The organism is Nocardia rhizosphaerae, from assembly GCF_042650365.1.
GTDB classification, from domain to species: domain Bacteria; phylum Actinomycetota; class Actinomycetes; order Mycobacteriales; family Mycobacteriaceae; genus Nocardia; species Nocardia rhizosphaerae.
The window spans coordinates 955,774-980,191 of record NZ_JBHSBA010000003.1; the positions used below are offsets into that span (position 1 = coordinate 955,774).

Genomic DNA, 24,418 nt, shown 5'->3' on the forward strand with positions numbered 1-24,418 from the left:
GCCAGGTGGGGAATACGATCGGTGACCATCATAAGTGGGTGTTCCACCCTGCACGGCGCGCTGCGTTCAGCCGAGCGTAACTGGGTCCGGCGCATCGAATCGGCGTTGTCGGCGGAGAATCTCACCGCCGACCATTGGGCCATTCTGTCGCAGCTGTCCAACGACGACGGGATGACCATGTCGGATTTGGCCGCCGCGGCGCGGCTCGCTCCGTCCTCGGCCACCCGGCACGCCGACTTTCTCGCCGAACGCGGCCTGATCTTCCGGGTCGCCGCCACCGACGACCGCAGGCGGATCCTGATCGGCCTGAGCAGCTTGGGCGCCAAGCTCGTCGGCCGGGTCAGGGCCTCGGAAAAACTCGCCGAAGACGAATTGCGCGCCCGCCTCGGCGCCCGCCGCTACGGTGACCTGCTGACCGCCCTATCGGTCATCGCCGAGCTGGATTGACACACCGTCCGCCTGCCCGGCCGCGGCGATCTGCCTAGGATCGCAGCATGCCCGTATCCCTGACTGCGGCCACGGCGAGTGGCCTGTGTGCCTTCATCGACGCATCGCCGTCGCCGTTCCACGTGTGCGCGACGGTCGCCGAGGAATTGGTGGCCAACGGATTCACGCCACTGCCGGAGGCGCGGGCGTGGGACAGCGCGGGTGGGAAACACTTTGTAGTGCGCGGTGGTTCGCTGATCGCCTGGGCCGATTACGACGCCGCGCCCACCGACCCGTTCCGGGTGGTCGGCGCGCATACCGACAGCCCGAACCTGCGGGTGAAACAGCATCCCGATCTGGCGGCGGCGGGCTGGCAGCTGGTCGGGCTCGAACCCTATGGCGGCGCCTGGCTGAACTCGTGGCTCGACCGCGAACTCGGGATCTCCGGCCGCCTCAGCGTGCGCGACGGCGCCAAGATGCGTGATGTGCTGGTGCGGATCGACGAGCCGATCCTGCGGGTGCCACAGCTGGCGATCCACCTGTCCGAGGACCGGCGCGGGGTGACGCTGGATCCGCAGCGGCACGTGAACGCCATCTGGGGGACCGGTGATTCACCCGCTTCGTTCCTGGATTTCGTGGCCGAGCGGGCCGGGGCCGACGGCGCCGATGTGCTCGGCTGGGAACTGATGACCCATGATCTGGCGGCGAGCACGCTGGTCGGTCGCGACAACGACCTGGTCAGCGCGCCCCGGCTGGACAATCAAGGCACTTGCTACGCGGGCCTGCAGGCGTTCCTCGCCGCCATCGATGACCCCGGCGCGGCGACCCCGGTGCTGGTGATGTTCGATCACGAGGAGGTGGGCAGCCAGTCCGATCGGGGCGCGCAGTCGGATCTGCTGCCCGCCGTGCTGGAGCGGATCGTGCTCGCCCGCGGCGGCGGCCGCGCGGACTACCTTGCCGCACTTGCCGGTTCGGTGGTCGCCTCCGGTGACATGGCGCATGCCACGCACCCCAACTACCCCGACCGGCACGAGCCGGCGCACCGGATCGAGGTCGGCGGTGGGCCGGTACTCAAGGTGAACCAGAACCTGCGCTACGCCACCGACGCCGCGGGCGCAGGCGCGTTCGCGCTGGCCTGCGCGCAGGCGGGAGTTCCGTTGCAGCGCTATGTGCATCGCGCCGATCTGCCCTGCGGTTCCACCATCGGCCCGATGACCGCGGCGCGCACCGGAATCACCACCGTCGATATCGGCGCACCACAACTCGCCATGCACTCGTGCCGGGAACTCATGGGCGCGGCCGATGTGCCCGCCTACGCCGCCGCGCTCGCCGCCTTCCTCACGCCTGCGATCGAGGAATGACCAGGCTGCGGCAACACAATCGCGTCGATCGGTCGGAATCGGGACCGGTTCATCGATTCGTGGCCGCTCAGCGCGGTCGATTCGCGGCCGCCGCCGCGCGATCGGGCCGATAGGTGACCACCGCATAGGCGATCACCGCGAACGTCGCCCACACGTAGCTGCTGCCGAGGATCTGCTGCCACCACGACCAGGCGAGTTCCTTGCCGTCCGCGTGTGGCAGCACCCACTGCGGGCCGACGACGAACAGCACCGTGAACAGCCCGACAATCACGCTGAACACGCGTGAGCGACGGCGCACGGCCTGATCCACGGCCACCACCAGCGCCGGGGCGACCCACACCCAGTGATGCGACCACGACACCGGCGAGACCAGCAGCACCGCGGCGGCGTTCACCAGCAGCGCCTGGACCCGATGCCCCGCGCCGAGCAGGCGGTACATCCACACCGCGGCCAGCGCGACGGTCAGCGCCGAGAGCGCCAGCCACAGCCCGGTCGCCACCGACTCGTCGAGGCCGAGCCGGAACAGGGTGCCCTTGATCGACTGGTTGCCCGCGAAGTACGGCGTGCCGATGCGGCCGGTGTCGACGATGGTGTGGAACCAGTACTCCACCGAATCGTTCGGGAAGAGCAGGAAGCCGATGCCGATCGCGCCCGCGGCCGACGCCACCATGGTGCCTGCGGCCTTCCAGTCCCTGCGTAGCAGGAAGTACAGCAGATAGGCCGCGGGGATCAGCTTGATCGAGACGGCGATGCCGATGAGCATGCCGCGCGGCCAGACCGGCTTGCGGACCAGCACGTCGAGGGCGATCACCGCCATCAGGATCAGGTTGATCTGACCGAAGTTGAACGTCTGGCGCACCGGTTCGAGGAACTGGGCGAGGCCGAGAGCGGCGATCACCAACGTGAGCACCGAGATCCGGTCCAGCTGGGGACGTACCCGCACCAGGACCAGCCACAGCACGATGCCCAGGCTGAGCAACGAGCTGAGCAGCACCACGATCTCGGCCACCGGCAGCGGCATCAGCGCCAGCGGCACGAAGAACGCCGCGGCCAGCGGGGGATAGGTGAACGGCAGGCCGAGTCCGTAGACCGGGGGCATCGGGCCGTAGAGGTCGCCGCCGTCGAGCCAGACCCTGGCACCGTTGCGGTAGACCTGCAGGTCGATGTAGCCGTGCCACCAGTGCGCGAGGATCGCGGCGGTCGCGGAGAACACGAACAGCCCGATCGCGGCGGCCAGCCAGCGGCGTCTGCGGTCGTCGGTGGCGGAATCCGCCGGAGATCCGGCAGGCGTGGAACTCGGCACCGCGTCCCGCACGGGAACAGGCGGCTCGGCCTGCTCGGCAATCCCCGGTCTCTCGTTCACGGCCGTCAGACTAACGGGTCGGCACCCGGTCCAAGCGCAGGTGTGACCAGGCTGCGTGCGAGGTCGCTCACGTCGGTCCCAACGTGCGGGCCGGGGCGGGCGGCCGCGACGCGGCCAATTAGACTCGGGACTCAAGTTCCCCCGGCCGAAAGGACCCTGGTCTCCCGTGACACTGCAGGTCGACACCGTCGCTACCGCCGCAGCCACCCCGGATGCTCCGCAGCCGTACAAGGAACTCGGTCTCAAAGACGACGAGTACGCCCGCATCAAGGAGATTCTCGGCCGTCGGCCCACCGACGCCGAGCTGGCGATGTACTCCGTGATGTGGAGCGAGCACTGCTCCTACAAGTCCTCCAAGGTGCATCTGCGCTACTTCGGCGAGACCACCACTCCCGAGATGAAGGCCTCGATGCTGGCGGGCATCGGCGAGAACGCCGGTGTGGTCGACATCGGTGACGGCTGGGCGGTCACCTTCAAGGTGGAGAGCCACAACCATCCGTCCTACGTGGAGCCGTACCAGGGCGCGGCCACCGGCGTCGGCGGCATCGTGCGCGACATCATGGCGATGGGCGCGCGCCCGATCGCGGTGATGGACCAGCTGCGCTTCGGCGCCGCGGATGCCCACGACACCCGCCGCGTCGTCGACGGCGTGGTCCGCGGCATCGGTGGTTACGGCAACTCCCTCGGCCTGCCCAATGTCGGCGGCGAGACCGTCTTCGACGCCTCCTACCAGGGCAACCCGCTGGTGAACGCGCTCTGCGCGGGCGCGATGCGGGTGGAGGACCTGCACCTGGCCTTCGCCTCCGGCGCGGGCAACAAGATCATCCTGTTCGGCGCGCGCACCGGCCTCGACGGCATCGGTGGCGTGTCCGTGCTCGCCTCGGACACCTTCTCCGGCGAAGAGACCGGCACCGGCCGCAAGAAGCTGCCCGCAGTGCAGGTCGGTGACCCGTTCACCGAGAAGGTGCTCATCGAATGCTGTCTGGACCTGTACCGGGCCGGGCTGGTCGTCGGCATCCAGGACCTCGGCGGCGCCGGGCTGTCCTGCGCCACCTCCGAGCTCGCCGCGGCGGGCGACGGCGGCATGCACATCGACCTGACCAAGGTCCCGCTGCGCGCCAAGCACATGACCCCCGCCGAGATCCTGTCGAGCGAATCGCAGGAGCGCATGTGCGCGGTGGTCACCCCGGAGAATGTGGACGCGTTCATGGCCGTCTGCAAGAAGTGGGACGTGCTCGCCACCGTCATCGGTGAGGTCACCGACGGCGACCACCTCGTCATCACCTGGCACGGCGAGACCGTGGTCGACGTGCCGCCGCGCACCGTCGCGCACGAGGGCCCGGTCTACGAGCGCCCGCTGCGGCGTCCCGACACCCAGGACGCCCTGATCGCCGACACCACCGCGAACCTGCCGCGGCCCAAGACGGCCGACGAACTGCGCGAGACGCTGCTGACGATGATCGCCAGCCCGCAGCTGTGCAGCCGCAAGTGGATCACCGAGCAGTACGACCGTTATGTGCGCGGCAACACCGTGCTCGCCGAGCACGCCGACGCGGGCGTGGTGCGCATCGACGAGGAGTCCGGCCGTGGCATCGCGCTGGCCACCGACGCCTCGGGCCGCTACACCAAGCTCGACCCGTACACCGGCGCGCAGCTGGCGCTGGCCGAGGCCTTCCGCAATGTCGCCACCACCGGCGCCACCCCGAAGGCCGTCACCAACTGCCTGAACTTCGGTTCGCCGGAGGATCCGGGCGTGATGTGGCAGTTCCAGCAGGCCGTGCGCGGTCTCGCGGACGGCTGCGCGGCCCTCGGCATTCCGGTGACCGGCGGCAACGTGAGCTTCTACAACCAGACCGGCAAGGACGCCATCCTGCCGACCCCGGTGGTCGGCGTGCTCGGCGTGATCGACGACGTGCACCGCCGCATCCCCACCGGGCTCGGGCTGGAGCCGGGGGAGTCGCTGATCCTGCTCGGCGAGACCCGCGACGAGCTGGACGGCTCGATCTGGTCGCAGGTGGTGCACGATCATCTCGGTGGTGTGCCGCCGAAGGTCGACTTCGCCCGCGAGCAGTTGCTGTCGGAGGTGCTCACCTCCGGATCGCGTGACGGCATGATCTCGGCCGCGCACGACCTGTCCGAGGGCGGCCTGGCACAGACCGTGGTCGAGGCCGCGCTGGCCGGGGAGACCGGGTGCCGCATCATCCTGCCCGAGGGTTCCGATCCGTTCGTCGAGCTGTTCTCCGAGTCGGCGGGCCGGGTGCTCGTCGCGGTGCCGCGTTCGGAGGAGACCAGGTTCACCAAGATGTGCGATGCGCGGCAGCTGCCGTGGGTCCGCATCGGCGTGGTCGACCAGGGTTCGGATTCGATCGAGGTGCAGGGGCAGTTCTCGGTGACACTCGCCGAATTGCGCGAGGCGTTCGAGGGCACGCTGCCTAAGCTGTTCGGAGCGCATACCGCCTGATCGGTAGGCGTCGGCGCGGCGGTAGCGCGGCATGACCAGGGCTCACGCCTGAGTGTTCCGGCTCGGAGCGGAGGGAACGACGATGACCGTGCAGGACACCGCCGAGCGGGCGGCCACCACACCGCAAGGCCCCGCGAATCCGCTCGTCCGGGCACTTCACCTGGCCGAGCGGTTCTTCCACCCGAACTACACCGGCCTCGTGGTGGCCACGATCCTGTTCTGCTGGTCGATGACGCCGTCGCTGCTGCCGCGCGACTGGTTCTTCCAGGGGCTGGTCAGCGGGATCAACGCCACCATCGGCTACGGCCTCGGCTGTCTGCTCGCCTGGGCCTGGCGTCGGTGGGTGACCCCGCGGCTCACCCTGCCCGCTCGTGCCGCCGAGCTGTGGGCGAGCAGGCCGAGCTGGACCGGGCTCGCGCTGAAGGCGGCCGTCGTGGTGGTCTGCCTGATCGCGTCGATCCTGATGACGATCCAGTCCGGGCACTGGCAGCGGGAGATCACCGATCTGATGGACATGGCGCCGATCGGCGATTCCGGCTATCTGCGCACCCTGCTGGTCGGCGCGGTGGTGGTGGGGCTGCTGATCTGGATCTCGCGCGCGATCGCCCGGCTCGCCCGCAGCGTCGCTCGTGGGTTGAACCGCTGGGTGCGGATACCCACCTCGGTGGCGAAACCGCTCGGTGCGCTGGTGGTCGGGGTCGTCGCGGTGCTGCTCTTCAACGGCGTGCTGGCGAAAGCCTTCTTCGCCGTGGCGAACTCGGCGTTCAGCGCACGCAACAGCCACACCTCCGCGCACGCGATCCAGCCGACGCTGCCGGAGCGATCCGGCAGCCCCGATTCGCTGGCGGCCTGGGACACCCTCGGCTCCGAGGGCCGCTGGTTCGTGTCCAATGCGCCGACCGCGCTGGCCATCTCGCAGGTCACCGGCAAGCCGGCGCGCGAACCCATCCGGGTCTACACCGGGCTGGAATCGGCCGACGGCTTCGAGGCACAGGCCGATCTCGCCATCGCCGAACTCGACCGGACCGGGGCGTTCGAGCGCGCGGTGCTGGTGGTGATCAGCACGACCGGCACCGGCTGGGTGGATTCGACCTCGGCGGAATCGGTCGAGCTGATGTTCGGCGGTGACACCGCGCTGGTGGCGACCCAGTATTCGTATCTGCCGAGCGCGCTGTCGTTCCTTTCCGATCGCGACAAGTCGATGACCATGGGCCGCTTGCTGTTCGACAAGGTCTACGAACGCTGGGCCGCGCTGCCCGAACAGACGCGGCCCAAGCTGCTCGTCTACGGCGAGAGCCTGGGTTCGCAAGGTTCGGAGGGCGCGTTCTCCGGGCTGGCCGATATCCGCAACCGCACCGACGGGGTGCTGTGGGTCGGCCCGCCCAACTCCAACCGGCTGTGGTCGGAGTTCGTGCGGCGTCGCGATCCCGGTACCGAGGAGATCACCCCGATCTTCGCCGACGGGCTCTCGGTGCGGTTCGCGTCCAGCGCGCAGCAGCTGACGCAGCCCTCGGACAAGTGGACCGACCCGCGCATCGTCTACCTGCAGCACGCCTCGGATCCGGTGGTGTGGTGGTCGCCGGATCTGCTGTTCGAGCGGCCGGACTGGCTCACCGAGCGGCGCGGACCCGATGTGGCATCGGCCATGTCGTGGTATCCGATCGTCACGTTCTGGCAGGTCGCGGCGGATCTGCCACGCGCGCAATCGGTCTCGAACGGGCATGGCCACAACTACGGCAACGTGGTGCCCGACGCTTGGGCGATGGTGGCCCAACCGCCGGACTACACACCGGAACTGGCGGCGCGGATCAAGGCGTTCCTGGTCGAGTCGGCGGCCATGGAACATCAGCTGAAGTAGCCTGGTGGGGCAGCGCCGAACCCCTCGATCACCGCTGCCCCGTCCCGGCTACGACCCCGACCGGAACGGATTGTGTTCGGCGATCAGCTGTTCGAGCCGAGGCTCGTCGATCCGTCCGATCAGCGACTGCGCCTCGTGCTGGTCGCGCACGACCTTGGCGAGGGTGAAACAGCTGGTCACCAGGAACAGGCCCGACATCGCGAGGAAGCCGCGCTGCCAGGTGTCCAGCGGCAGGTAGTAGACGCCTGCCGCGGTGCCGAACAGACTGACGGCGAAGGCGATTACCGCCTGGACCAGGTAGGCCGAGGTGTTCTTCGGCTTGGCGGAACTCATGCTGATCAGTGTGCGGATCGGGCGCCCGGCCCGGCTGCGGGAAACTACTCGAGTGCGATGGGTAGTTGTCTGCGCGGTGCGGACGTGACGACCCGCACGCGCCGACCTGGCGTGTGCTGTCGGTGCCGCCAGCCATACTGGACCGGTGTCGGCCCAAGGCTCCACCCTCGAGTCGCTGCGTACGCGCGGCGCCGCGGTGTTGCGCCGCGTCGAGGCGGTGGTCGACCTCAACTATCCCGGCCTCGCACTCGCCACGCTGTTCTTCGCGCTGTCGGTGACGCCGTCGCTGGTGCCACGGGATTGGCTGTTCCAGGGCCTGATCAGCGGGATCAACGCCGCCATCGGCTACGGGCTCGGGTGCGTGCTGGAGTGGCTCTTCCGGCGCTGGGTGCGGGCGCGTATCCCGATTCCCAGCCCGTCCGACCGGGTGCGGTACGGGATCAAGGCGACAGTGCTGGTGGTGTGCGCGCTGGTCGCGGCGCTGATGTTGGTGCAGTCGGCGCGCTGGCAGCGCGAGATCACCTCGCTGATGGGAATGACCGGCACCACCACCCCCGCGTACCTGCGCACCGGGCTGCTCAGCGTCGCGGTGGGGATCGCGGTGGTGGCCGCTTACCGGACGCTGCGGGTGCTCGTGCTGGTGCTGGCCCGCCAGCTCAATCGGTGGGTTCGGGTGCCACGGGAGCTGGCGCCCGCGGCAGGCGCGCTGGTGCTGGTGGTGTTCGCGGTGACGATCTTCAACGGGGTGGCCTCGCGGGCGTTCTTCGCGGTGGCCAACTCCGCCTTCAGCGTGCGCAACGACCGCATGTCGGAATTCGCGGTGCAGCCGGTGCAGCCGGAACGCTCGGGTAGCGCGGGCTCGCTGGCCCCGTGGCGGACCCTCGGCTTCGAGGGGCGGTGGTTCGTCGCCAACGGGCCGAGCGCCGCGGACATCACCGCCGTCACGGGACAGGCCGCGCTGGAACCGATTCGGGCGTACGTGGGCTTGGAGTCGGTCGAGGGCGAGCAGACTGCGGCCGAACTGGCCGTCGCGGAACTGGAGCGCACCAAGGCGTTCGAGCGTTCGGCCATGGTGGTGGTGACGACCACCGGCACCGGGTGGGTCAACGCGATGGCCGCGGGCGCGCTCGAGTATCTCTACGGCGGCGACACCGCGATCGTGGCCACGCAGTACTCGTATCTGCCCAGCGTGCTGTCGTTCCTGTCCGACCGGGAGAAAGCGGCCACGGCCAGCCGCGAGTTGTTCGACGCGGTGCATCGGCGCTGGTCACAGCAACCGGAGGGGCAGCGGCCCGAGCTGTTCGTCTACGGGGAGAGCTTGGGGTCGCAGGGCTCGGAGGAAGCCTTCGACGGGCTGGCCGATCTACGGGAACAGGTCGACGGCGCGCTGTGGGTCGGCCCGCCGAACTCGAATCGGTTGTGGCGGCAGTTCGTCGACCGGCGCGATCCCGGCTCACCGGAGGTGGCGCCGGTCTACGCCGACGGACTGGTCGTCCGATTCGCCGATGACGCAGGCGATCTCGGTCCGCCCGCCACATGGCTGGAGCCACGCATCGCCTACCTGCAGCATCCCTCCGATCCCATCGTCTGGTGGTCGGCCGATCTGATTCTCACCCAGCCGGACTGGCTGAGCGAGCCGCGCGGCCCCGATGTGTCCACCCAGATGCGCTGGGCGCCGTTCGTGACGTTCTGGCAGGTCACCGCCGATCTGACCAATGCGCAGGGGGTGTCCGACGGGCACGGGCACCGGTACGGGACGCTGGTGCTGGACGGGTGGCTGGCCGTGGCCGAGCCGCCGGGGGTGAGTGCCGAGGTGATCGAAAGGATCAGGGCAGCGCTGGAATCGGCCGAGGAGTTCGAGCGGGAGGTGAAGTGATGCGCGGCGCGACGCACTCGGCTCGGACGCGGCTCGCCGAATTCGGCAGGGGCCGGGCCGCGACGGTGTCCGGCTTCGGTGCGGGGCTCAGACGTGAGTGTCGTGGTCCGGCCGTGGCGCCGCGCTCCGGTGGGAACAACCTGGTTCGGCAGCGGCTCTATGCCGGTTCCGGGCCGGGCTTCGAGGTCGAGCGCGGGTGCGGGACCGTGCGGTGAAACGGCTCGGGCGCCGGGCACGGATCGCGGCCGCGCTGGGAATACCGGTGCTGTGGAGTAATCGGGCACTGCCGGCACTGGAGTTGCGGTTGCGTGGGCGGACCGTGGCGAATGTGGCATTCGCGTTCGGGTATCGCGCGGTATTCGGCGGCAGCCCCAACTGGTTGTCGGCCAGTGGATTTCGCTGGGGGCTCGGCAGCTCGGCGCTGGTCTTCGCGGGTTACATTGTCGCGCTGATGATTCCGGCGCTACGGCGGCTGCCGCTCGAGGTCGCCGAGCGGGTGCCGGAGACGTCGACACTGGAATGGATCGTGCTGCACATTCCGGTCGGCACCGTGCTGGCCGAGGAGGCGGTGTTCCGTGGCACCCTCGATCCGCTGCTCGACGAGGTGGCCGAGCCGCACCACGCCGCCGCACTCGGCGCACTCGACTTCGGCCTCTGCCATGTGCACCCGGCCCGCGCCACCGGCGAATCGGTGCCGGGCACCGTCGCACTCACCACCCTGGCCGGCCTGGTCTTCAGCGCCCTGCGCCGCCATACAGGCAGCGCGACGGCACCCGCCCTCCTGCACCTGGCGATCAATGCCGGTGGCGCGATGCTGCCGCTCGCGGCGGAGTGGATCGAGGTGCGATCGCGCGGCTAACCCGCCAGGGGGGTGATGCGCAGGAGATCGTCGGCGATCGTGGCACGCGCCAGATCGGCGTCGTAGCGGGCCTGCATGTTGATCCAGAACATGTCCGTCAGTCCGAGTCCGCGAGCGAGGCGGAGCCCGGTTTCCGCGCTGATGGAACGCCTGCCGTGAACGATGGCGTTGATGCGGGTCAGCGGGAGGCCCGTTGCCTTGGCCAGCGCGTACTGGCTGATGCCGAGGGGCTCGAGGAATTCGGTGAGGAGGATTTCGCCCGGATGAATGGGCATGAAGTCGGGCATCGTCGGCTCCTTTCTGCTAGTGGTAGTCGACCAGTTCAACGTCGTGAGCTTCGTCGTCCCAGCGGAAGCAGAGGCGCCACTGATCGTTGACCCGGATGCTGTACTTGCCCTGGCGATTGCCGCTGAGCTTCCCGAGTCGGTTTCCTGGTGGCAGACGAAGGTCGTTGATGTTTCCTGCCGCATCGATGAGCTGCAGTTCGACGCGCGCTGTCCTGGCCAGTTGGGGGCTGAACCGCTTAACGTGGGCGAGGTTCCAGATGGCCTCCGTATCGCCATCCTTGAATGAGCGGATCGCCTAGCGCTAGTACCGTACGGCGATACTATCGCGGAACGATACTATTCCGATCAGGCGGTGGCGACGAAGCCTGCGACGGCGTCGGTGAAGGCGTCGTTGTCGTCGCCCGCGGCGGTGTGGGCGGCGGCGGCGATCTGGGCGAGGCGGGCGTGCGGGGCGAGGGCGAGGAAGGCCTGGGTGCCCTCGTCGCTGACGACGTCGGATTTGGCGCCGCGGACCAGCAGTACCGGGATGGTCAATGCCGCTGCGGCGGCTTCCATTTCGGCGATGCGGGCGCCGGGGTCGCGGTCCAGGTTGCTGATCAGATCCGGGTCCCAGTGCCAGTACCAGCGGCCATCGCGCTGCCGGAGGTTGCGGAGCAGGCCGTCGGCGTTGTCCGGGCGGGGGCGGTGCGGGAGGTAGGCGGCGACTGCGTCGGCCACCTGGTCGAGGGTGTCGAAGCCGTCGCGGTGCTTGCCGAGGAAGTCCATCACCCGTTCCACCCCGGCCGCCTCCGAGCGCGGCACGATATCGACGAGCACCAGCGCGCGGATCGCCGCGCCGCCGGGCGCCGCGGTGGCGAGCAGGCCGGTGATGCCGCCCATGCTGGCACCGACCACCACCGCGCCGTTGTCCGGTGTCGCGCCGAGCTGGTCGAGCACGCCGAGCAGATCGCCCACCAGCGAATCGCGGGTGTAGTTGCCGTTCGGCGACCATTCGCTGTCGCCGTGCCCGCGTGCGTCCACCGCGACCACCCGCATTCCGGCCGCCGCGAGCGCCCGCCCGGTGCGCTTCCAGGAGTGCCGGTTCTGCCCGCCGCCGTGCAGCATCACCACCAGCGGCCCGTCCGTCGGCCCGAAACTGTCCGCGACCAGGGTGAGTCCGTCGCAGGCGCGCAAGCGCAGCGTCGTCGGTTCGAGCGCTTCGGCGGAGCTCGGCATGACACCTCCTGAACGTTGTTCACTGTGCTGAACGTTGTTCAGAATGTAGCCTGAGCCCCCGACCGAAGGGAAGTGGGGACCAGTGGCCGAAGCCAGCCGGGCCGGACGGCGGGACGAGATCGCCGAGGCGAAGCGGGCGATGATCCTGCGCGCGGCCAGGACGATCTTCGAGGAGGACGGCGTCGAGGCGGCCAATATCCGGGCCATCGCCACCGCCGCCGGCTATACCCCCGGCGCCCTCTACGCCTACTTTCCGAGCAAGGAGCACATCTACGCCGCGCTGCTCGGCGAATCGCTGGAACGGCTGTCGGACGCCGTCGCCGCGGCCATGACCGAGGACAGCCCCGCCCAGCGCTTCCGTGCCGCGGGCCTCGCCTTCTTCGACTTCTACGACACCAACCCGCGCGACCTGGACCTCGGCTTCTACCTGTTCCGCGGCGGCATCCGCCCGCACGGCCTCGGCGCCGAACTGAACGCGGGCCTCAACGCGGCGATGTTGCGCGGCCTCGCGCCGGTGGTCACCGCCCTGATCGAACTCGGCGCCACCGAGTCTCGCGCGCGCGAGATCACCGCCGACATGCTCGCCCACCTCTCCGGCCTGCTGCTGCTCGCCCACACCAAACGACTGGCCCTGCTAGGCGGCGCGGACGCCCGCCGGATGATGGGTGACTACCTCGATCTCCGCATCGACGCCCTGCCCGCCGGCAGCGACTGACCCGCGCGATCTGGAATTGGCGAGTTGCGCGGCGCGCTGGAACGAGACGCCGAGGACGGCGCCGCCATCGCGGACGGGCACACCGTCGGCGGCCAGCTTGCGCGCGGTCGCGGCCGCAATCGCGAGAGCACGCGCTTCCAGCCGCGCCGCCTCGGCTCGTGCCGCCGTCACCTCGGCGGCCGCCGCCGTCACATCGACCAGACGATTCGGGTGTCGCGCGGGGTCTCGGTAGCGTTGGGGAATGGCAGGACGGCGGGTGGATGCGGCGGCGGTGCGGGCTGCGGTGGCGGCGGTGGCCGACTGGTTGCGGGCGGCGGACGCTCCGGTGCCGGAGCGGTCGGTGCTGGCCGCCGCGGTGCGCAACACGGCGCGGGCGCTGGCGGCGGACGCGCCAGGGCATTCGGTGGAGGTGCGGGTGCCGCCGTTCGTGGCAGTGCAGTGCGTCGATGGACCGCGACATACCAGGGGGACACCGCCGAACGTGGTGGAGACCGACCCGCGCACCTGGCTCCTGCTGGCCACCGGCTTGCTCGATTTCGACGCCGCCGTGGATTCCGGCGCCCTGTCGGTCTCAGGCACCCGCGCCACCGAGATCGCGGCCCGGCTCCCGATCGTCCCGGTCCGACCGGTGGGCGGACCCGAGTGATCCCGGTCTATATCCGGATGTGAGCGCCGCGCGGCCCCAGCGGAGCGTGCTGAGCATGATGAAGACAGCGCGTGAGGGATCTTGCGGTAGGGGTGATGCGACTCCCTTATCGGGGTGCAGTTATGAGAACCGCACCCCGAGAGGGGTCATGCTCAGGCGTTCGTGCGGTGCAGGCCCTTGTAGTCGTAGTACTTCGTCACCGCGACGCCGACGACGACGGCGAGGAAGATGCCGAGCAGCGACATCCAGACGCCCCGGTCGAGACCCGCTTCGTAGCTGGAGTCGAAATAGAGGATGGAGCGGACGCCGAGGAAGACCTGGTGCATCGGTTCGAAATCGGCGAGCCAGACGAAGTGGGAGGGGATCGCCTCGATCGGGACCGTGCCACCGGAGGACGGCAGGCCGAGGATGACGAACAGGACCAGGTTCACCAGCAGGCCCGCGGTGCCGAGGGCGGCCAGCGAGGCCAGCGCGGTCCAGCCGACCGCCTCCATCGCCAGCACCGAGAACAGGAACAGCGCGAGCGGGTTGTCGACCGGCATGCCGACGATCCTGGCCGCGAGCAGGAACACGAGCGAGACCACCACCGAGACCACGCTCATCACCGCCCACTTGATGAGCAGGGTGTGGAAGCGGGAGATCGAGGCTGTCGGGTAGTGCACGTACCAGGGGCCGTACTCGGTGGGGACGAAGCCGAGGTGGGCGTCGACCATGGTGTGGATCACCATGCCACCGACCATGCCTGCCAGCAGCAGGAGCAGCGCGTAGAAGAACGCCGTCAAGCCCTCGCCGGTGCCGGACGGCAGCGGCCGGAACTCCTGCGATACCACCTCGACCGGGCTCTCCAAGGTGAGCATCGCCGCGCCGGACACCTCGGGGACCGGCGCGCCCTCCGGGGTCTGGGCGAGCGTGTCGCGCACCTGTCCGGTGAGCTGATCGCCGACCTGCTTGTTGACCTCGGCCAGCGCCTGATCGCCGACGCGGTGCACGATCTGGGTGCCGAACGCGCCCATGCCGGGGTTGGTCTGCAGGGTGATCACCGGCCGCTCCATCTCACCCGCGACCACACTGCCGACACCGAGATTGCCCAGCCGTTTGCTGAAATCACCGGAGATGATGACGGCGCCGTACACCTGGGCATTGCGCAGCAACTGCTCGGACTCGGCCTTGCCGACCACCCGCAGGTCGATCTTGTCGTCGGGCACATTGGCGATCAGTCCATCGGCCACCTGTTTGCCGTAGTCGACTCGCTCACCGGTGCTGGTCACATCGCCGACGTCGAGATTGACCAGCGCGATGGGGAAATCGTGCAGGTTCTCCTCAGGGTCGGCCACGTAGCCGAGGTACATCACCCCGAGCAGGGCGGTGAGCACCGTGAGGACCAGGGTCGGCATCACCACAATGTGGGACCAGTGCCGCCGAATCGGCCCAGATGTGGCCGAGGTCGCTCCGCCCGATTCGGGCTTACCGGAATCTTTTGGCTCCGACCTGGTGTTTTCAGGTTCAGAAGCGGTGCCATCGGCTGGTTCGCGCGCGCTGTCATCCGTCGTCACGATGCGCACGGTAACAGCTCGCGGTAACCGATCAGCGGGTTCGCGACCGGGATTGCTGCCCGGATGCGAGCGCGCGTACAACCCGGCGCCGTTCACCCGTAGAATGACGGGTGCCCCCAGCCCGCCCGAACAGGGAGCAAACGGTGAATGACGCCGATCCGATGATCGACAGCACTTCCGCGCCCGCAGACCAGCCCGAGAACGAACCCCGCGAGGAGTGTGGCGTCTTCGGCGTCTGGGCTCCCGACGAGGACGTCGCCAAGCTCACCTACTACGGCCTGTACGCCCTGCAGCATCGCGGGCAGGAGGCGGCCGGTATCGCCGTCTCCGATGGCTCCCAGATCCTGGTGTTCAAGGATCTCGGCCTGGTCAGTCAGGTCTTCGACGAGCAGACCCTCGGCGCGATGCCGGGCCACATCGCCGTCGGTCACTGCCGCTACTCCACCACCGGTGGGGTCACCTGGGAGAACGCGCAGCCGATCTTCCGCACCACCGCCGTCGGCTCCGGCCTCGCGCTCGGCCACAACGGCAACCTGGTCAACACCGCCGAGTTGGCAGGGCGCGCCCGTGAACTCGGGCTGATCGGGGCCGGCGTCGTCGACGGCCGCCCGCAGATGACCGGCGCCACCTCCGACTCCGACATCGTCACGGCGCTGCTCGCGTATTCCGCGGCCGACTCCAGTATCGAGCAGGCCGCGATGGAGCTGCTGCCGCAGCTGCGTGGCGCGTTCTGCCTCACCTTCATGGACGAGCACACGCTGTACGCGGCGCGTGATCCGTACGGGGTGCGTCCGCTGGTGCTCGGCAGGCTGGAGCGCGGCTGGGTGGTCGCCTCGGAGACGGCGGCGCTCGACATCGTCGGCGCGGCGTTCGTCCGCGAGATCGAGCCGGGCGAGCTGCTCGCGATCGACTCCGACGGCGTGCGCTCGATGCGGTTCGCCAATCCCGAACCCAAGGGCTGCGTCTTCGAGTACGTGTACCTGGCCCGCCCAGACACCACGATCGCCGGCCGCTCGGTGCACTCCACTCGGGTCGACATCGGCCGCAGGCTGGCCAAGGAGAACCCGGTCGAGGCAGATCTGGTGATCCCGGTGCCAGAGTCGGGCACGCCCGCCGCGGTCGGCTACGCGCAGGGCTCCGGTATCTCCTACGGCCAGGGCCTGATGAAGAACGCCTATGTGGGCCGCACCTTCATCCAGCCGAGCCAGACCATCCGCCAGCTCGGCATCCGGCTCAAGCTCAATCCGCTGCGCGAGGTGATCCGGGGCAAGCGGCTCATCGTCGTCGACGACTCGATCGTGCGCGGCAACACCCAGCGCGCCCTGATCCGCATGCTGCGCGAGGCGGGCGCGCTGGAGATCCACGTGCGGATCGCCTCGCCGCCGGTGAAGTGGCCCTGCTTCTACGGTATCGATTTCGCTTCGCGGGCGGAACTGATCGCCAACGGCACCGGGTCCGACGACAGCTATACCGACATGGTCGAGAACGTGCGCCGTTCGATCGGTGCCGACAGCCTCGGCTACATCTCCACCGAGGGCATGATCGCGGCCACCGAGCAGCCCGCCTCGCGGCTGTGCACCGCGTGCTTCACCGGTGACTACCCGATCCCGCTGCCCGAGGAGGCGGCCATCGGCAAGAACGTGCTCGAGGGGATGCTCTCGGGCAAGCCCGAGGCGAAGCTGCTCGCCGAGAACGTCAACGCGGACGCGCTGAGCAGGCCGTAGCGGAAAACCTTTCGCGTCGAGGGCCGGTGGACGAGCTGTTCGCGAGCTCGGTGGCCGACTACACCAGGAAACTGCTGGCCGCCGTCCCGCACCTCGGCGCGCCCACCGCCGCGCGGCCCGTCATCGACGCCGATGCCGAGCCGGTGCTCGAGGTGCGGGATCTGGTCGTGCGGTTCCCCGGACCGTTCGGGCGGCCCGCCTTCCGCGCCGTCGACGAGGTGAGCTTGCGGATCCGGCCGGGGGGAGACTCTCGGGCTGGTCGGGGAGTCGGGGGCGGGCAAGGGTCGCGACGCTGCTCGACGATGTGCAGCTGCCCGCGGGGGCGCAGAATCGCTACCCGCACGCACTGTCGGGTGGGCAGCGGCAGCGGGCCGGTCTGGCCAGGGCGCTGGTACTGGACCCGGACCTGCTCGTCGCCGACGAACCGTCCAGCGCGCTCGACGTGTCGGTACAGGCGGGAGCCGCACGACAGCTGAAGGCGCGGATCACTTAGAGTTACTAGGCATCTATCCGCCGATTCGGTTTGGAGCTTTCCCCCACAATGACTGAACAGACCCCAAGCGGTGCGGGCGCTTCGTACGCCGCGGCCGGCGTGGACATCGAAGCCGGTGACCGCGCCGTCGAGTTGTTCGGACCATTGGCGAAGAAGGCCAGCCGACCCGAGGTGCAGGGCGGGCTCGGCGGATTCGCGGGCATGTTCGCGCTCAAGGGCGGATACCGCGAGCCGCTGCTCGCCGCGTCCACCGACGGCGTCGGCACCAAGATCGCCGTCGCCCAGGCGCTGGACAAGCACGACACCGTCGGCCTCGACCTGGTCGCCATGGTCGTCGACGACCTGGTGGTCTGCGGTGCCGAGCCGCTGTTCCTGCAGGACTACATCGCCATCGGCAAGGTCGTCCCGGAGAAGGTCGCCGAGCTGGTCTCCGGCATCGCCGAAGGCTGCATCAAGGCCGGCTGCGCGCTGCTCGGCGGCGAGACCGCCGAGCACCCCGGCCTGATGGACCCGGACGACTACGATCTGTCGGCCACCGGCGTCGGTGTCGTCGAGGCCGATTCGGTGCTCGGTCCCGACCGGGTCCGCCCCGGGGACGTGGTGATCGCCATGGGCTCGTCCGGTCTGCACTCCAACGGCTACAGCCTGGCCCGCAAGGTGCTGCTCGACATCGACCGCATGTCGCTCACCGGCCATGTCGAGGAGTTCGGCCGCACCCTCGGTGAGGAACTGCTCGAGCCCACCCGCATCTACGCCAAGGACTGCCTCGCGCTGATCGCCGAGACGGAGGTGCGCACCTTCGCGCATGTCACCGGTGGCGGGCTGGCCGCCAATCTGGCGCGCGTGCTGCCCGCCGGGCTGGTGGCCGAGCTGGATCGCGGCACCTGGAATCCGGCGCCGGTGTTCAAGCTCATCGCGCAGCGGGGCCGGGTCGAGCGGGCCGAGATGGAGAAGACGTTCAACATGGGCGTCGGCATGGTCGCGATCGTGGCCCCCGAGGACGCCGACCGCGCCCTCGCGGTGCTCACCGCCCGGCACATCGACTGCTGGACCCTCGGTCAGGTCAAGAAGGCCGCCGATGCCGCGGCGCCGCGCGCCGTGCTGCTGGGAGATCACCCCCGGTTCTGAGTCAGCTTCATCACCCGAGCCGGGCAGCGCTGGATCGCGCCCGGCTCGCGTGGTTTGCTGGGGTTTGTCCCCTCAGCGAAGGGCTAATCCTTGATGGCGGGGTAGTGCCCGTCGGCTCGAGGAGGTCGGGGCCTCGAGGCGGCGAACACGGCGAGCGTCCTGTGTGTGCACAGGACGCTCGCCGTCTATTTTCGGATGTTCGCCGTACTTCTGCGAGCCAGGCGCCGATCACCGGACAACGGCTGAAGGGGGAGGCCCCGCGGCCTCCCCCTTCACCGGCGTTCGGTCAGCGGCGCCAGCTGTCGTAGTCGTCGTCCTCGTTCCAACGGGATGCCGACTCGTCTGCGTCGTGCTCATCGGACAGCAGTCCACCACTCCTGGGGGAACTCTCCGACAGCTCGCGCTGAAGGCTCGCGAAGTCGGTCGGCGCGGAGCTGTACTTGAGCTCACGTGCGACTTTGGTCTGCTTTGCCTTAGCCCGGCCACGGCCCATGGCTGACCCCCTCGCGTCACTGCGGGGCGGCCTGGGGTTTGTTGGCGGCCCCGTTCGAATTAATACTCTTCCTGACAGACACTTTAGCGTGTGTCAGGCGGTCGCGCTTCCAGGAGTGGGGGAAGACCTGCCGAAGCGGTGCCGTTTGCCCCCGCTTCGCCGAGACCACCCGGTCTCAGAGCACCCCCGGAATCGCGCGGATCACACCGACTCTGGCGTCGCCGCCGAGGACCGCGGTGGCCGCGAGGTCGGTGTGCGCGTCGGTCCAGTCGACCCCGAGCCTGCGCAGAATCGCCAGCGTCAGGGGCATCCTGGCGCGGTCGTGACCGTCGTCGATCTTGTACGCGAAGGCCCTGCCGTCGGGCAGCGCGCCCGCGTGTACGCCGTCGGCGCCGATCTTGCAGAACAGTCCCGGCGTCGTCGCCATGGCCAGCAGGTCCGGGCCGTTCGTGCCCGAAATCACTCGCGGATCGGCCCGCACCGCGTCGGCGATCCGGCGCGGCGCGGTACCTGGCTCGGCCGTGGTGAAACCGGCGAACGCGCGCGCGAGATTGATCAGCGAGACGGGCACGATCGGCAGGCCGCAGCCGTCGATCCCGAGGTCGGTCTCCGGTTCGCCGGTGACGTCGGCGACGGTGGCGAGCACGGCCTGCTGCAAGGGGTGCTCGACGTCGAGATATCCGGTGCGCGGCCAGCCGTTGATCGCGCAGGTCGCCAGCATCGCCGCGTGTTTGCCCGAGCAGTTCATGTACAGCGGGCTCGGGCCTGCGCCGGTGAGCGCGGCGGCGCGGGCGCGGTCGTCGAACGGCAGATCGGGCGGGCAGGCCAGCTCCGCCTGGGTGAGGCCGAACCGGTCGAGCAGGCGGCGGACCAGCGCGACGTGGTCGGGCTCACCGAAATGGGAGGCGGTGGTGATGGCCAGTTCGTGGTCGTCGACCGGGTCGAAGCCGTGCCGCAGCAGAGTCAGCGCCTGCAACGGCTTGTTGGTCGAGCGCGGGAAGATGGGACCGTGCACCTCGCCGAGCTCGAGCTCCGGGGTGCCGTCGGCGGCGAGCAGCACCACCGAGCCGCGGTGCACGCACTCGCGGAAACCGGACCGGACGACCTCGACCAGTTCCACACTCATGGGCGGGCCTCCAGCGTGATGTCGGTGCGGCTCCTGGTGTGCCGGTCGATCTGCATCCGCACGTCGTCGGAGATGGTCGGCTCCTCGGTGCGCAGGCGGGCGAGCAGGTCGGGGTCGGCGCCGGTGAACAGGTCGCGCACGGTGATGCCGTGCTGGGGGACGTGGACGACCGAGGCCACGTCGCCCGCGCCGACGGTGCCCTCGGTGCGCACCCGGAAGTAGGTGCCGGTATCGGCCTGCAGGGCGAACCGCTTCACCCACCGCGGCTCACCGGACCACTCCTGGAAGGTCGCGCACGGGACGCGGGGCGCGCTCACCTCGAGCAGGGTGTCGCCGATGGCCAGGTGCGCGCCGAGGACCGCGTCGCTGAGCGGAAGGCCGGTGATCCGCAGGTTCTCGCCGAACCAGCCCGCGGGCAGGTCGCGGCCGAGTTCGCCCGCCCAGCGTTCGGCGTCGGCCGTGGCATAGGCGTACACGGCCTGATGTACGCCGCCGTGGTGGACGGTGTTGCACACGTGGTCGCCGTCGAGGCCGAGCGCCCGCACGGCAACCCGGCCATCGACGGGGCGCTTGTCGATCGCGGTCCGGCCGACCCGGCCGCGCACCGCGAGCTCGGCGTGCACCACGCACACGGCCTCGACCCGGCCGGTATCGCCGACCCGCATCAGCGGGCGGCTCATCGACCACGCAGCCGGTCGACGGCGGCCCGACCCGGCTGCACGACATCCTCGGCCGGGATCGAGTCGGGGTCGATGGCGGCGGCCATGCTGCCCGCCACCAGCTCGGTGCCCGCGGGCACCGAGCGCTTCACCAGTGCCAGCGCGATCGGGCCGAGCTCGTAGTGGTCGATCACCGTGCCGAGCCTGCCGACGGTGCGGCCACCCGCGGTGACCTCGGCGCCGGTGGCCGGGCGTTCGTCGGCGGAACCGTCCAGATGCAGCAGCACCAGATTGCGCGGCGGCTTGCCCAGGTTGTGCACCCTGGCGACGGTTTCCTGGCCGCGGTAGCAGCCCTTGTCGAGATGGACGGCGCCGTGCTCGTCGACGCCGCCGATCCAGCGGGCCTCGTGCGGGATGGTGCGCTCGTCGGTGTCGATGCCGATGCGGGGACGCAGATCGGCCACCCGCAGCGCCTCGTAGGCCCACATGCCCGCCGGTGTGGCTCCGGCGGCGGTGAGCCTGGCCCACCAGTCGGTGAGCTCGGCGCGCGGGATGACCAGATCGAAGGAGTCGGCACCCGGCCACGGCATGCGCCGCAGGAAGCCACCCGGCACCGCGACGGCCTCGTAGACGCCCGGCAGCTCGGCGATGCCGAGCGTGTCGAGCAGGGTGTTCACCTGTGGCCCGAGCAGGCTCAGTACCGCCTGTTCGGGCGCGGCCGCCGGCTTGGCATCGGCCCAGAAGACCATCTTCTGCAGGAAGGCGAGCAACTCGGGGCCGCGGTCGGCCTCGGTGTCGAGCCAGACCGTGCCGTCCAGGTCGGTGAGCACGAAGTGGTGCTGCACGCGGCCGTTCAGATCGAGGTCGAGATTCTCGGCGCTGTGCCCGTTCGGCAGTGCGGCGATGTGCTGACTGGTGATGGTGTGCAGCCAGCTCAGCCGCTCGGCACCGGTGATCGTGGCGACACTGCGATGCGAGCGGTCGACCACCGCGACCCGCGCGACAGCGGCCTTCTGCTCGCCGAACGGATCGCCGTAATGCCAGGCGACCGCCGCATCGGGCGAGCCGGGAGCACCCGCGACGGCACCCGGAGTGTGGAGAACAGGACTGGGGGCGACGACCACCGACACACCACCACTGTAGGCGCGTCCTCCGATACGCGCCGCAGCCGGGCGTCCGATCGGTGGTCGGCGAGCGGGGAGGAGACGTGCGAGCCGGTGCGGCCGCCCGAGCATGCCGATCTGCGCAGCCGTAGGCATAACGGACCGATAACGCCTACGCTCGTCACATGGGAGAACGGGTTCTTGTGACACTCGACGGCGCGGTCGCTGATGCGGACGCGCCGTCGCTTTACGCCGACGACATCGGCGCCCTGCGCGGCGATGGCGTCTTCGAGACAGTTTTGGTGCGCGGCGGCACGGCCACCGCGCTGGAATTCCACCTGGCCAGGTTGCGCCGCTCGGCCCAGGCGCTCGACCTACCCGAGCCGGGGCTGTCGAAGTGGCGCTCCGCGGTGGAGGCGGCGTGTAAGGAGTGGGGCGAGGACGAGGAGGGCATGCTCCGGCTCATCTACACCCGCGGCCGCGACTCCGAATACGACACGCCGAGCCTGGCATCGCCGGACCCGAAGCCGACCGCGTACGTGCTCGTCTCCCCGGTTCCCGCTCGCGTCGCCACGGCCCGCGCCGAAGGCGTGAAGGTGATGTCGCTGGCGCGCGGCATCTCGGTCGATCTGGCGCAGGCGGCGCCGTGGCAGCTGCTCGGCGCGAAGACCCTGTCGTACGCGACCAATATGGCCGCGCTGCGGTTCGCGCGGCGGATGGGCGCCGAGGACGTGATCTTCCACAGCACCGAACACCGGGTGCTGGAGGGCCCGCGTTCGACGGTGGTGATCGCGCGCGACAAGCAGCTCATCACCCCGCCCGCGAAAATCGGTGTGCTGCCGGGGGTCACCCAGCGTTCGCTGTTCGCCGTCGCGGAGAAGAAGGGCTGGGAGTGCAAGTACCAGTCGCTGTTCACCGCCGACCTGTTCGACTGCGACAGCATCTGGCTACTGTCGAGCATCACGCTCGCCGCGCGGGTGAATCAGCTGGACGGGGTGCGGATGTCGGCGCCGGACAATGCCGACGAGATCAGGCAGATGGTCGACCTCGGCATCGACAATCCGGGGACCATCGGGGACTGGTGAGCCGGGTACGGGGCACGGGTGGGGTGCCCCCGCGGCGCACGGATATCCAATCGTGCGGCAACTTTTCGGCGTGTCGTGTCCGTTGTCACGTCGAGGGAGGGTGACCGAAGGCGTACGATCTACTACGACATGTCGTAGTAGTGGCTGGAGGTCGGATGGACACGCTGGACGTCTCCCGGTGGCAGTTCGGTATCACTACCGTCTACCACTTCATCTTCGTTCCGCTCACCATCGGTCTGGCGCCTCTGATCGCCATGATGCAGACCGCATGGGTGGTCACCGGCAAGGAACACTGGTACCGGCTCACCAAGTTCTTCGGCAAGCTGTTCCTGATCAACTTCGCGCTCGGTGTCGCCACCGGCATCGTGCAGGAATTCCAGTTCGGGATGAACTGGAGCGAGTACTCCCGCTTCATCGGCGACGTCTTCGGCGCCCCGCTCGCGCTGGAAGCGCTGATCGCCTTCTTCATGGAGTCGACGTTCATCGGCCTGTGGATCTTCGGCTGGACGCGGCTACCGAAACTGCTGCACCTGGCCACCATCTGGATCGTCGCGTTCGGCGTGAACGCCTCCGCCTACTTCATCGTCGCCGCCAACTCGTTCATGCAGCACCCCGTCGGCGCGCGCTACAACCCCGAGACCGGTCGCGCCGAGCTGGAGAGCATCTGGGCACTGCTCACCAACAACACGACGCTCGCCGCCTTCCCACACGTCATCGCTGGCGCCTTCCTCACGGCGGGCACCTTCGTCGCCGGTATCGCGGGCTGGTGGATGGTGCGCAACGCGCGCAGTGGTGATCCGGCGAAACTCGCGGAGGCGCGCACCATGTGGCGACCCGTCGGACGAGCCTCGCTGGTGGTGGTGGCCATCTCCGGTGTCGCGCTGATCTTCACCGGCGACATCCAGGGCAAGCTGATGTTCGAACAGCAGCCGATGAAGATGGCCTCGGCGGAATCGTTGTGCCACACCGAAACCGACCCGGACTTCTCCATCCTCACCGTCGGTACCCACAACAACTGCGACAGCGTCACGCACGTGCTCGAAGTGCCCTATGTGCTGCCGTACCTGGCCAAGGGTGAGTTCACCGGGGTGACCCTCGACGGCGTCGTCGACCTGCAGGAAACGTACAAGGTGAAATACGGTCCGGGCGACTACCGGCCGAACCTGTTCGTCACCTATTGGTCCTTCCGCGCCATGATCGGTCTCGCGGCGGGCTCGGTGGCGCTGCTGCTCGCCGGGTTCTGGGTGACGCGCGGCGGCCGGGTGCCCGATCAGCGCTGGTTCTCCTGGCTGAGCCTGCTCGCGATCCCCACCCCGTTCCTGGCCAACAGCGCGGGCTGGGTGTTCACCGAGATGGGACGCCAGCCGTGGGCGGTGGTCCCCAACCCGACCGGGGACCCGAACATCAGAATGACGGTGCAGCAGGCGGTCTCCGACCACGCCACCGCCACCGTGTGGTTCTCGCTGATCGTGTTCACCCTGGTCTACGGCTTGCTCGCGATCGTGTGGTTCTACCTGATCCGGCGCTACACGATCGCCGGTCCCGACGAACCGGCACCGACCCCACCGGAGGACGGCCCCGACGGTCCGCCGACCGGCAGGCACCACAAGCCGGAAGGGCCTGCCGTCGAACAACTTTCCTTCGCGTACTAGGA

22 protein-coding genes and 1 pseudogene are annotated in these 24,418 nt (G+C 69.3%); 13 read left to right on the forward strand and 10 right to left on the reverse strand.

The window, feature by feature from the left end; genetic code table 11:
* Positions 1–21 precede the first annotated feature (21 nt).
* Positions 22–447: a MarR family winged helix-turn-helix transcriptional regulator gene (locus ACFOW8_RS06085; RefSeq protein ID WP_378546660.1), complete on the forward strand. Its 426-nt coding sequence runs from the start codon at positions 22–24 to the stop codon at positions 445–447.
* A gap of 47 nt (positions 448–494) precedes the next feature.
* Positions 495–1,787, forward strand: a complete 1,293-nt coding sequence (locus ACFOW8_RS06090; RefSeq protein WP_378546663.1) for a M18 family aminopeptidase — start codon at positions 495–497, stop codon at positions 1,785–1,787.
* Positions 1,788–1,854: 67 nt separating this feature from the next.
* Here ACFOW8_RS06090 and ACFOW8_RS06095 read toward each other — a convergent pair whose 3' ends face one another.
* A complete protein-coding gene (locus ACFOW8_RS06095) occupies positions 1,855–3,150 on the reverse strand; it encodes a glycosyltransferase 87 family protein (protein ID WP_378546666.1) in 1,296 nt (431 codons plus the stop codon).
* Positions 3,151–3,316: 166 nt separating this feature from the next.
* Between ACFOW8_RS06095 and purL the strand changes: the two genes are divergently transcribed.
* On the forward strand, positions 3,317–5,611 hold the full coding sequence (gene purL / locus ACFOW8_RS06100) for a phosphoribosylformylglycinamidine synthase subunit PurL (RefSeq protein ID WP_378546669.1): 2,295 nt from the start codon (positions 3,317–3,319) through the stop codon (positions 5,609–5,611).
* 82 nt (positions 5,612–5,693) lie between these two features.
* Entirely contained in the window at positions 5,694–7,469 is a 1,776-nt protein-coding gene (locus ACFOW8_RS06105; RefSeq protein ID WP_378546672.1) for an alpha/beta hydrolase, read from the forward strand.
* 48 nt (positions 7,470–7,517) lie between these two features.
* Here the strand turns inward: ACFOW8_RS06105 and ACFOW8_RS06110 are convergent, their stop codons facing one another.
* A complete protein-coding gene (locus ACFOW8_RS06110) occupies positions 7,518–7,808 on the reverse strand; it encodes a YiaA/YiaB family inner membrane protein (protein ID WP_378548529.1) in 291 nt (96 codons plus the stop codon).
* A gap of 139 nt (positions 7,809–7,947) precedes the next feature.
* Here ACFOW8_RS06110 and ACFOW8_RS06115 point away from each other — a divergent pair, with 139 nt between their 5' ends.
* Both ACFOW8_RS06115 and ACFOW8_RS06120 read left to right on the forward strand, forming a co-directional pair.
* Positions 7,948–9,678, forward strand: a complete 1,731-nt coding sequence (locus tag ACFOW8_RS06115) for an alpha/beta hydrolase (RefSeq protein ID WP_378546675.1) — start codon at positions 7,948–7,950, stop codon at positions 9,676–9,678.
* A 196-nt stretch (positions 9,679–9,874) separates the two neighbouring features.
* Positions 9,875–10,537 (forward strand): CPBP family intramembrane glutamic endopeptidase, encoded by a 663-nt coding sequence (locus ACFOW8_RS06120; RefSeq protein WP_378546678.1) that lies wholly within the window; start codon positions 9,875–9,877, stop codon positions 10,535–10,537.
* On the opposite strand, the gene ACFOW8_RS06125 is transcribed toward ACFOW8_RS06120, so the two are convergent.
* The 3 genes from ACFOW8_RS06125 to ACFOW8_RS06135 are packed head-to-tail and all read right to left on the reverse strand — an operon-like array spanning position 10,534 to position 12,039.
* Entirely contained in the window at positions 10,534–10,824 is a 291-nt protein-coding gene (locus tag ACFOW8_RS06125) for a HigA family addiction module antitoxin (RefSeq protein WP_378546681.1), read from the reverse strand. The two genes, ACFOW8_RS06120 and ACFOW8_RS06125, sit on opposite strands and share 4 nt — an antisense overlap.
* A gap of 16 nt (positions 10,825–10,840) precedes the next feature.
* Positions 10,841–11,116, reverse strand: coding sequence for a type II toxin-antitoxin system RelE/ParE family toxin (locus ACFOW8_RS06130; RefSeq protein WP_378548532.1), 276 nt, complete (start codon positions 11,114–11,116; stop codon positions 10,841–10,843).
* Positions 11,117–11,169: 53 nt separating this feature from the next.
* The gene (locus tag ACFOW8_RS06135; RefSeq protein WP_378546684.1) at positions 11,170–12,039 is read right to left on the reverse strand and encodes an alpha/beta fold hydrolase; all 870 of its coding nucleotides are present in this window, start codon (positions 12,037–12,039) and stop codon (positions 11,170–11,172) included.
* A gap of 82 nt (positions 12,040–12,121) precedes the next feature.
* On the opposite strand from ACFOW8_RS06135, the gene ACFOW8_RS06140 reads away from it, so the two are divergent.
* Entirely contained in the window at positions 12,122–12,754 is a 633-nt protein-coding gene (locus ACFOW8_RS06140) for a TetR/AcrR family transcriptional regulator (RefSeq protein ID WP_378546687.1), read from the forward strand.
* A gap of 241 nt (positions 12,755–12,995) precedes the next feature.
* Positions 12,996–13,400: a sterol carrier family protein gene (locus tag ACFOW8_RS06145; protein WP_378546690.1), complete on the forward strand. Its 405-nt coding sequence runs from the start codon at positions 12,996–12,998 to the stop codon at positions 13,398–13,400.
* A 152-nt stretch (positions 13,401–13,552) separates the two neighbouring features.
* Here ACFOW8_RS06145 and ACFOW8_RS06150 read toward each other — a convergent pair whose 3' ends face one another.
* Entirely contained in the window at positions 13,553–14,794 is a 1,242-nt protein-coding gene (locus ACFOW8_RS06150) for a YhgE/Pip domain-containing protein (RefSeq protein WP_378546693.1), read from the reverse strand.
* 320 nt (positions 14,795–15,114) lie between these two features.
* On the opposite strand from ACFOW8_RS06150, the gene purF reads away from it, so the two are divergent.
* The 3 genes and pseudogenes from purF (at position 15,115) to purM (ending at position 18,298) form a co-directional block, all read left to right on the forward strand.
* A complete protein-coding gene (purF, locus tag ACFOW8_RS06155; RefSeq protein ID WP_378548535.1) occupies positions 15,115–16,677 on the forward strand; it encodes an amidophosphoribosyltransferase in 1,563 nt (520 codons plus the stop codon).
* A 277-nt stretch (positions 16,678–16,954) separates the two neighbouring features.
* Positions 16,955–17,134 (forward strand): annotated as a pseudogene (locus ACFOW8_RS29130) (ATP-binding cassette domain-containing protein); the annotation flags it as partial.
* An 84-nt stretch (positions 17,135–17,218) separates the two neighbouring features.
* A complete protein-coding gene (gene purM, locus ACFOW8_RS06165) occupies positions 17,219–18,298 on the forward strand; it encodes a phosphoribosylformylglycinamidine cyclo-ligase (protein WP_378546696.1) in 1,080 nt (359 codons plus the stop codon).
* A 286-nt stretch (positions 18,299–18,584) separates the two neighbouring features.
* On the opposite strand, the gene ACFOW8_RS06170 is transcribed toward purM, so the two are convergent.
* From ACFOW8_RS06170 to ygfZ, 4 genes are all read right to left on the reverse strand, one after another.
* Positions 18,585–18,791 (reverse strand): DUF3073 domain-containing protein, encoded by a 207-nt coding sequence (locus tag ACFOW8_RS06170; protein ID WP_378546699.1) that lies wholly within the window; start codon positions 18,789–18,791, stop codon positions 18,585–18,587.
* A gap of 175 nt (positions 18,792–18,966) precedes the next feature.
* On the reverse strand, positions 18,967–19,917 hold the full coding sequence (locus ACFOW8_RS06175) for an asparaginase (RefSeq protein WP_378546702.1): 951 nt from the start codon (positions 19,915–19,917) through the stop codon (positions 18,967–18,969).
* Positions 19,914–20,597, reverse strand: a complete 684-nt coding sequence (locus ACFOW8_RS06180; RefSeq protein ID WP_378546705.1) for an MOSC domain-containing protein — start codon at positions 20,595–20,597, stop codon at positions 19,914–19,916. The genes ACFOW8_RS06175 and ACFOW8_RS06180 overlap by 4 nt, the downstream gene beginning before the upstream one ends.
* The gene (gene ygfZ / locus ACFOW8_RS06185) at positions 20,594–21,706 is read right to left on the reverse strand and encodes a CAF17-like 4Fe-4S cluster assembly/insertion protein YgfZ (RefSeq protein ID WP_378546708.1); all 1,113 of its coding nucleotides are present in this window, start codon (positions 21,704–21,706) and stop codon (positions 20,594–20,596) included. The genes ACFOW8_RS06180 and ygfZ overlap by 4 nt, the downstream gene beginning before the upstream one ends.
* A 158-nt stretch (positions 21,707–21,864) precedes the next feature.
* Between ygfZ and ACFOW8_RS06190 the strand changes: the two genes are divergently transcribed.
* Positions 21,865–22,764, forward strand: a complete 900-nt coding sequence (locus ACFOW8_RS06190) for an aminodeoxychorismate lyase (RefSeq protein ID WP_378546710.1) — start codon at positions 21,865–21,867, stop codon at positions 22,762–22,764.
* A gap of 155 nt (positions 22,765–22,919) precedes the next feature.
* On the forward strand, positions 22,920–24,416 hold the full coding sequence (locus ACFOW8_RS06195; RefSeq protein WP_378546712.1) for a cytochrome ubiquinol oxidase subunit I: 1,497 nt from the start codon (positions 22,920–22,922) through the stop codon (positions 24,414–24,416).
* Positions 24,417–24,418 lie beyond the last annotated feature (2 nt).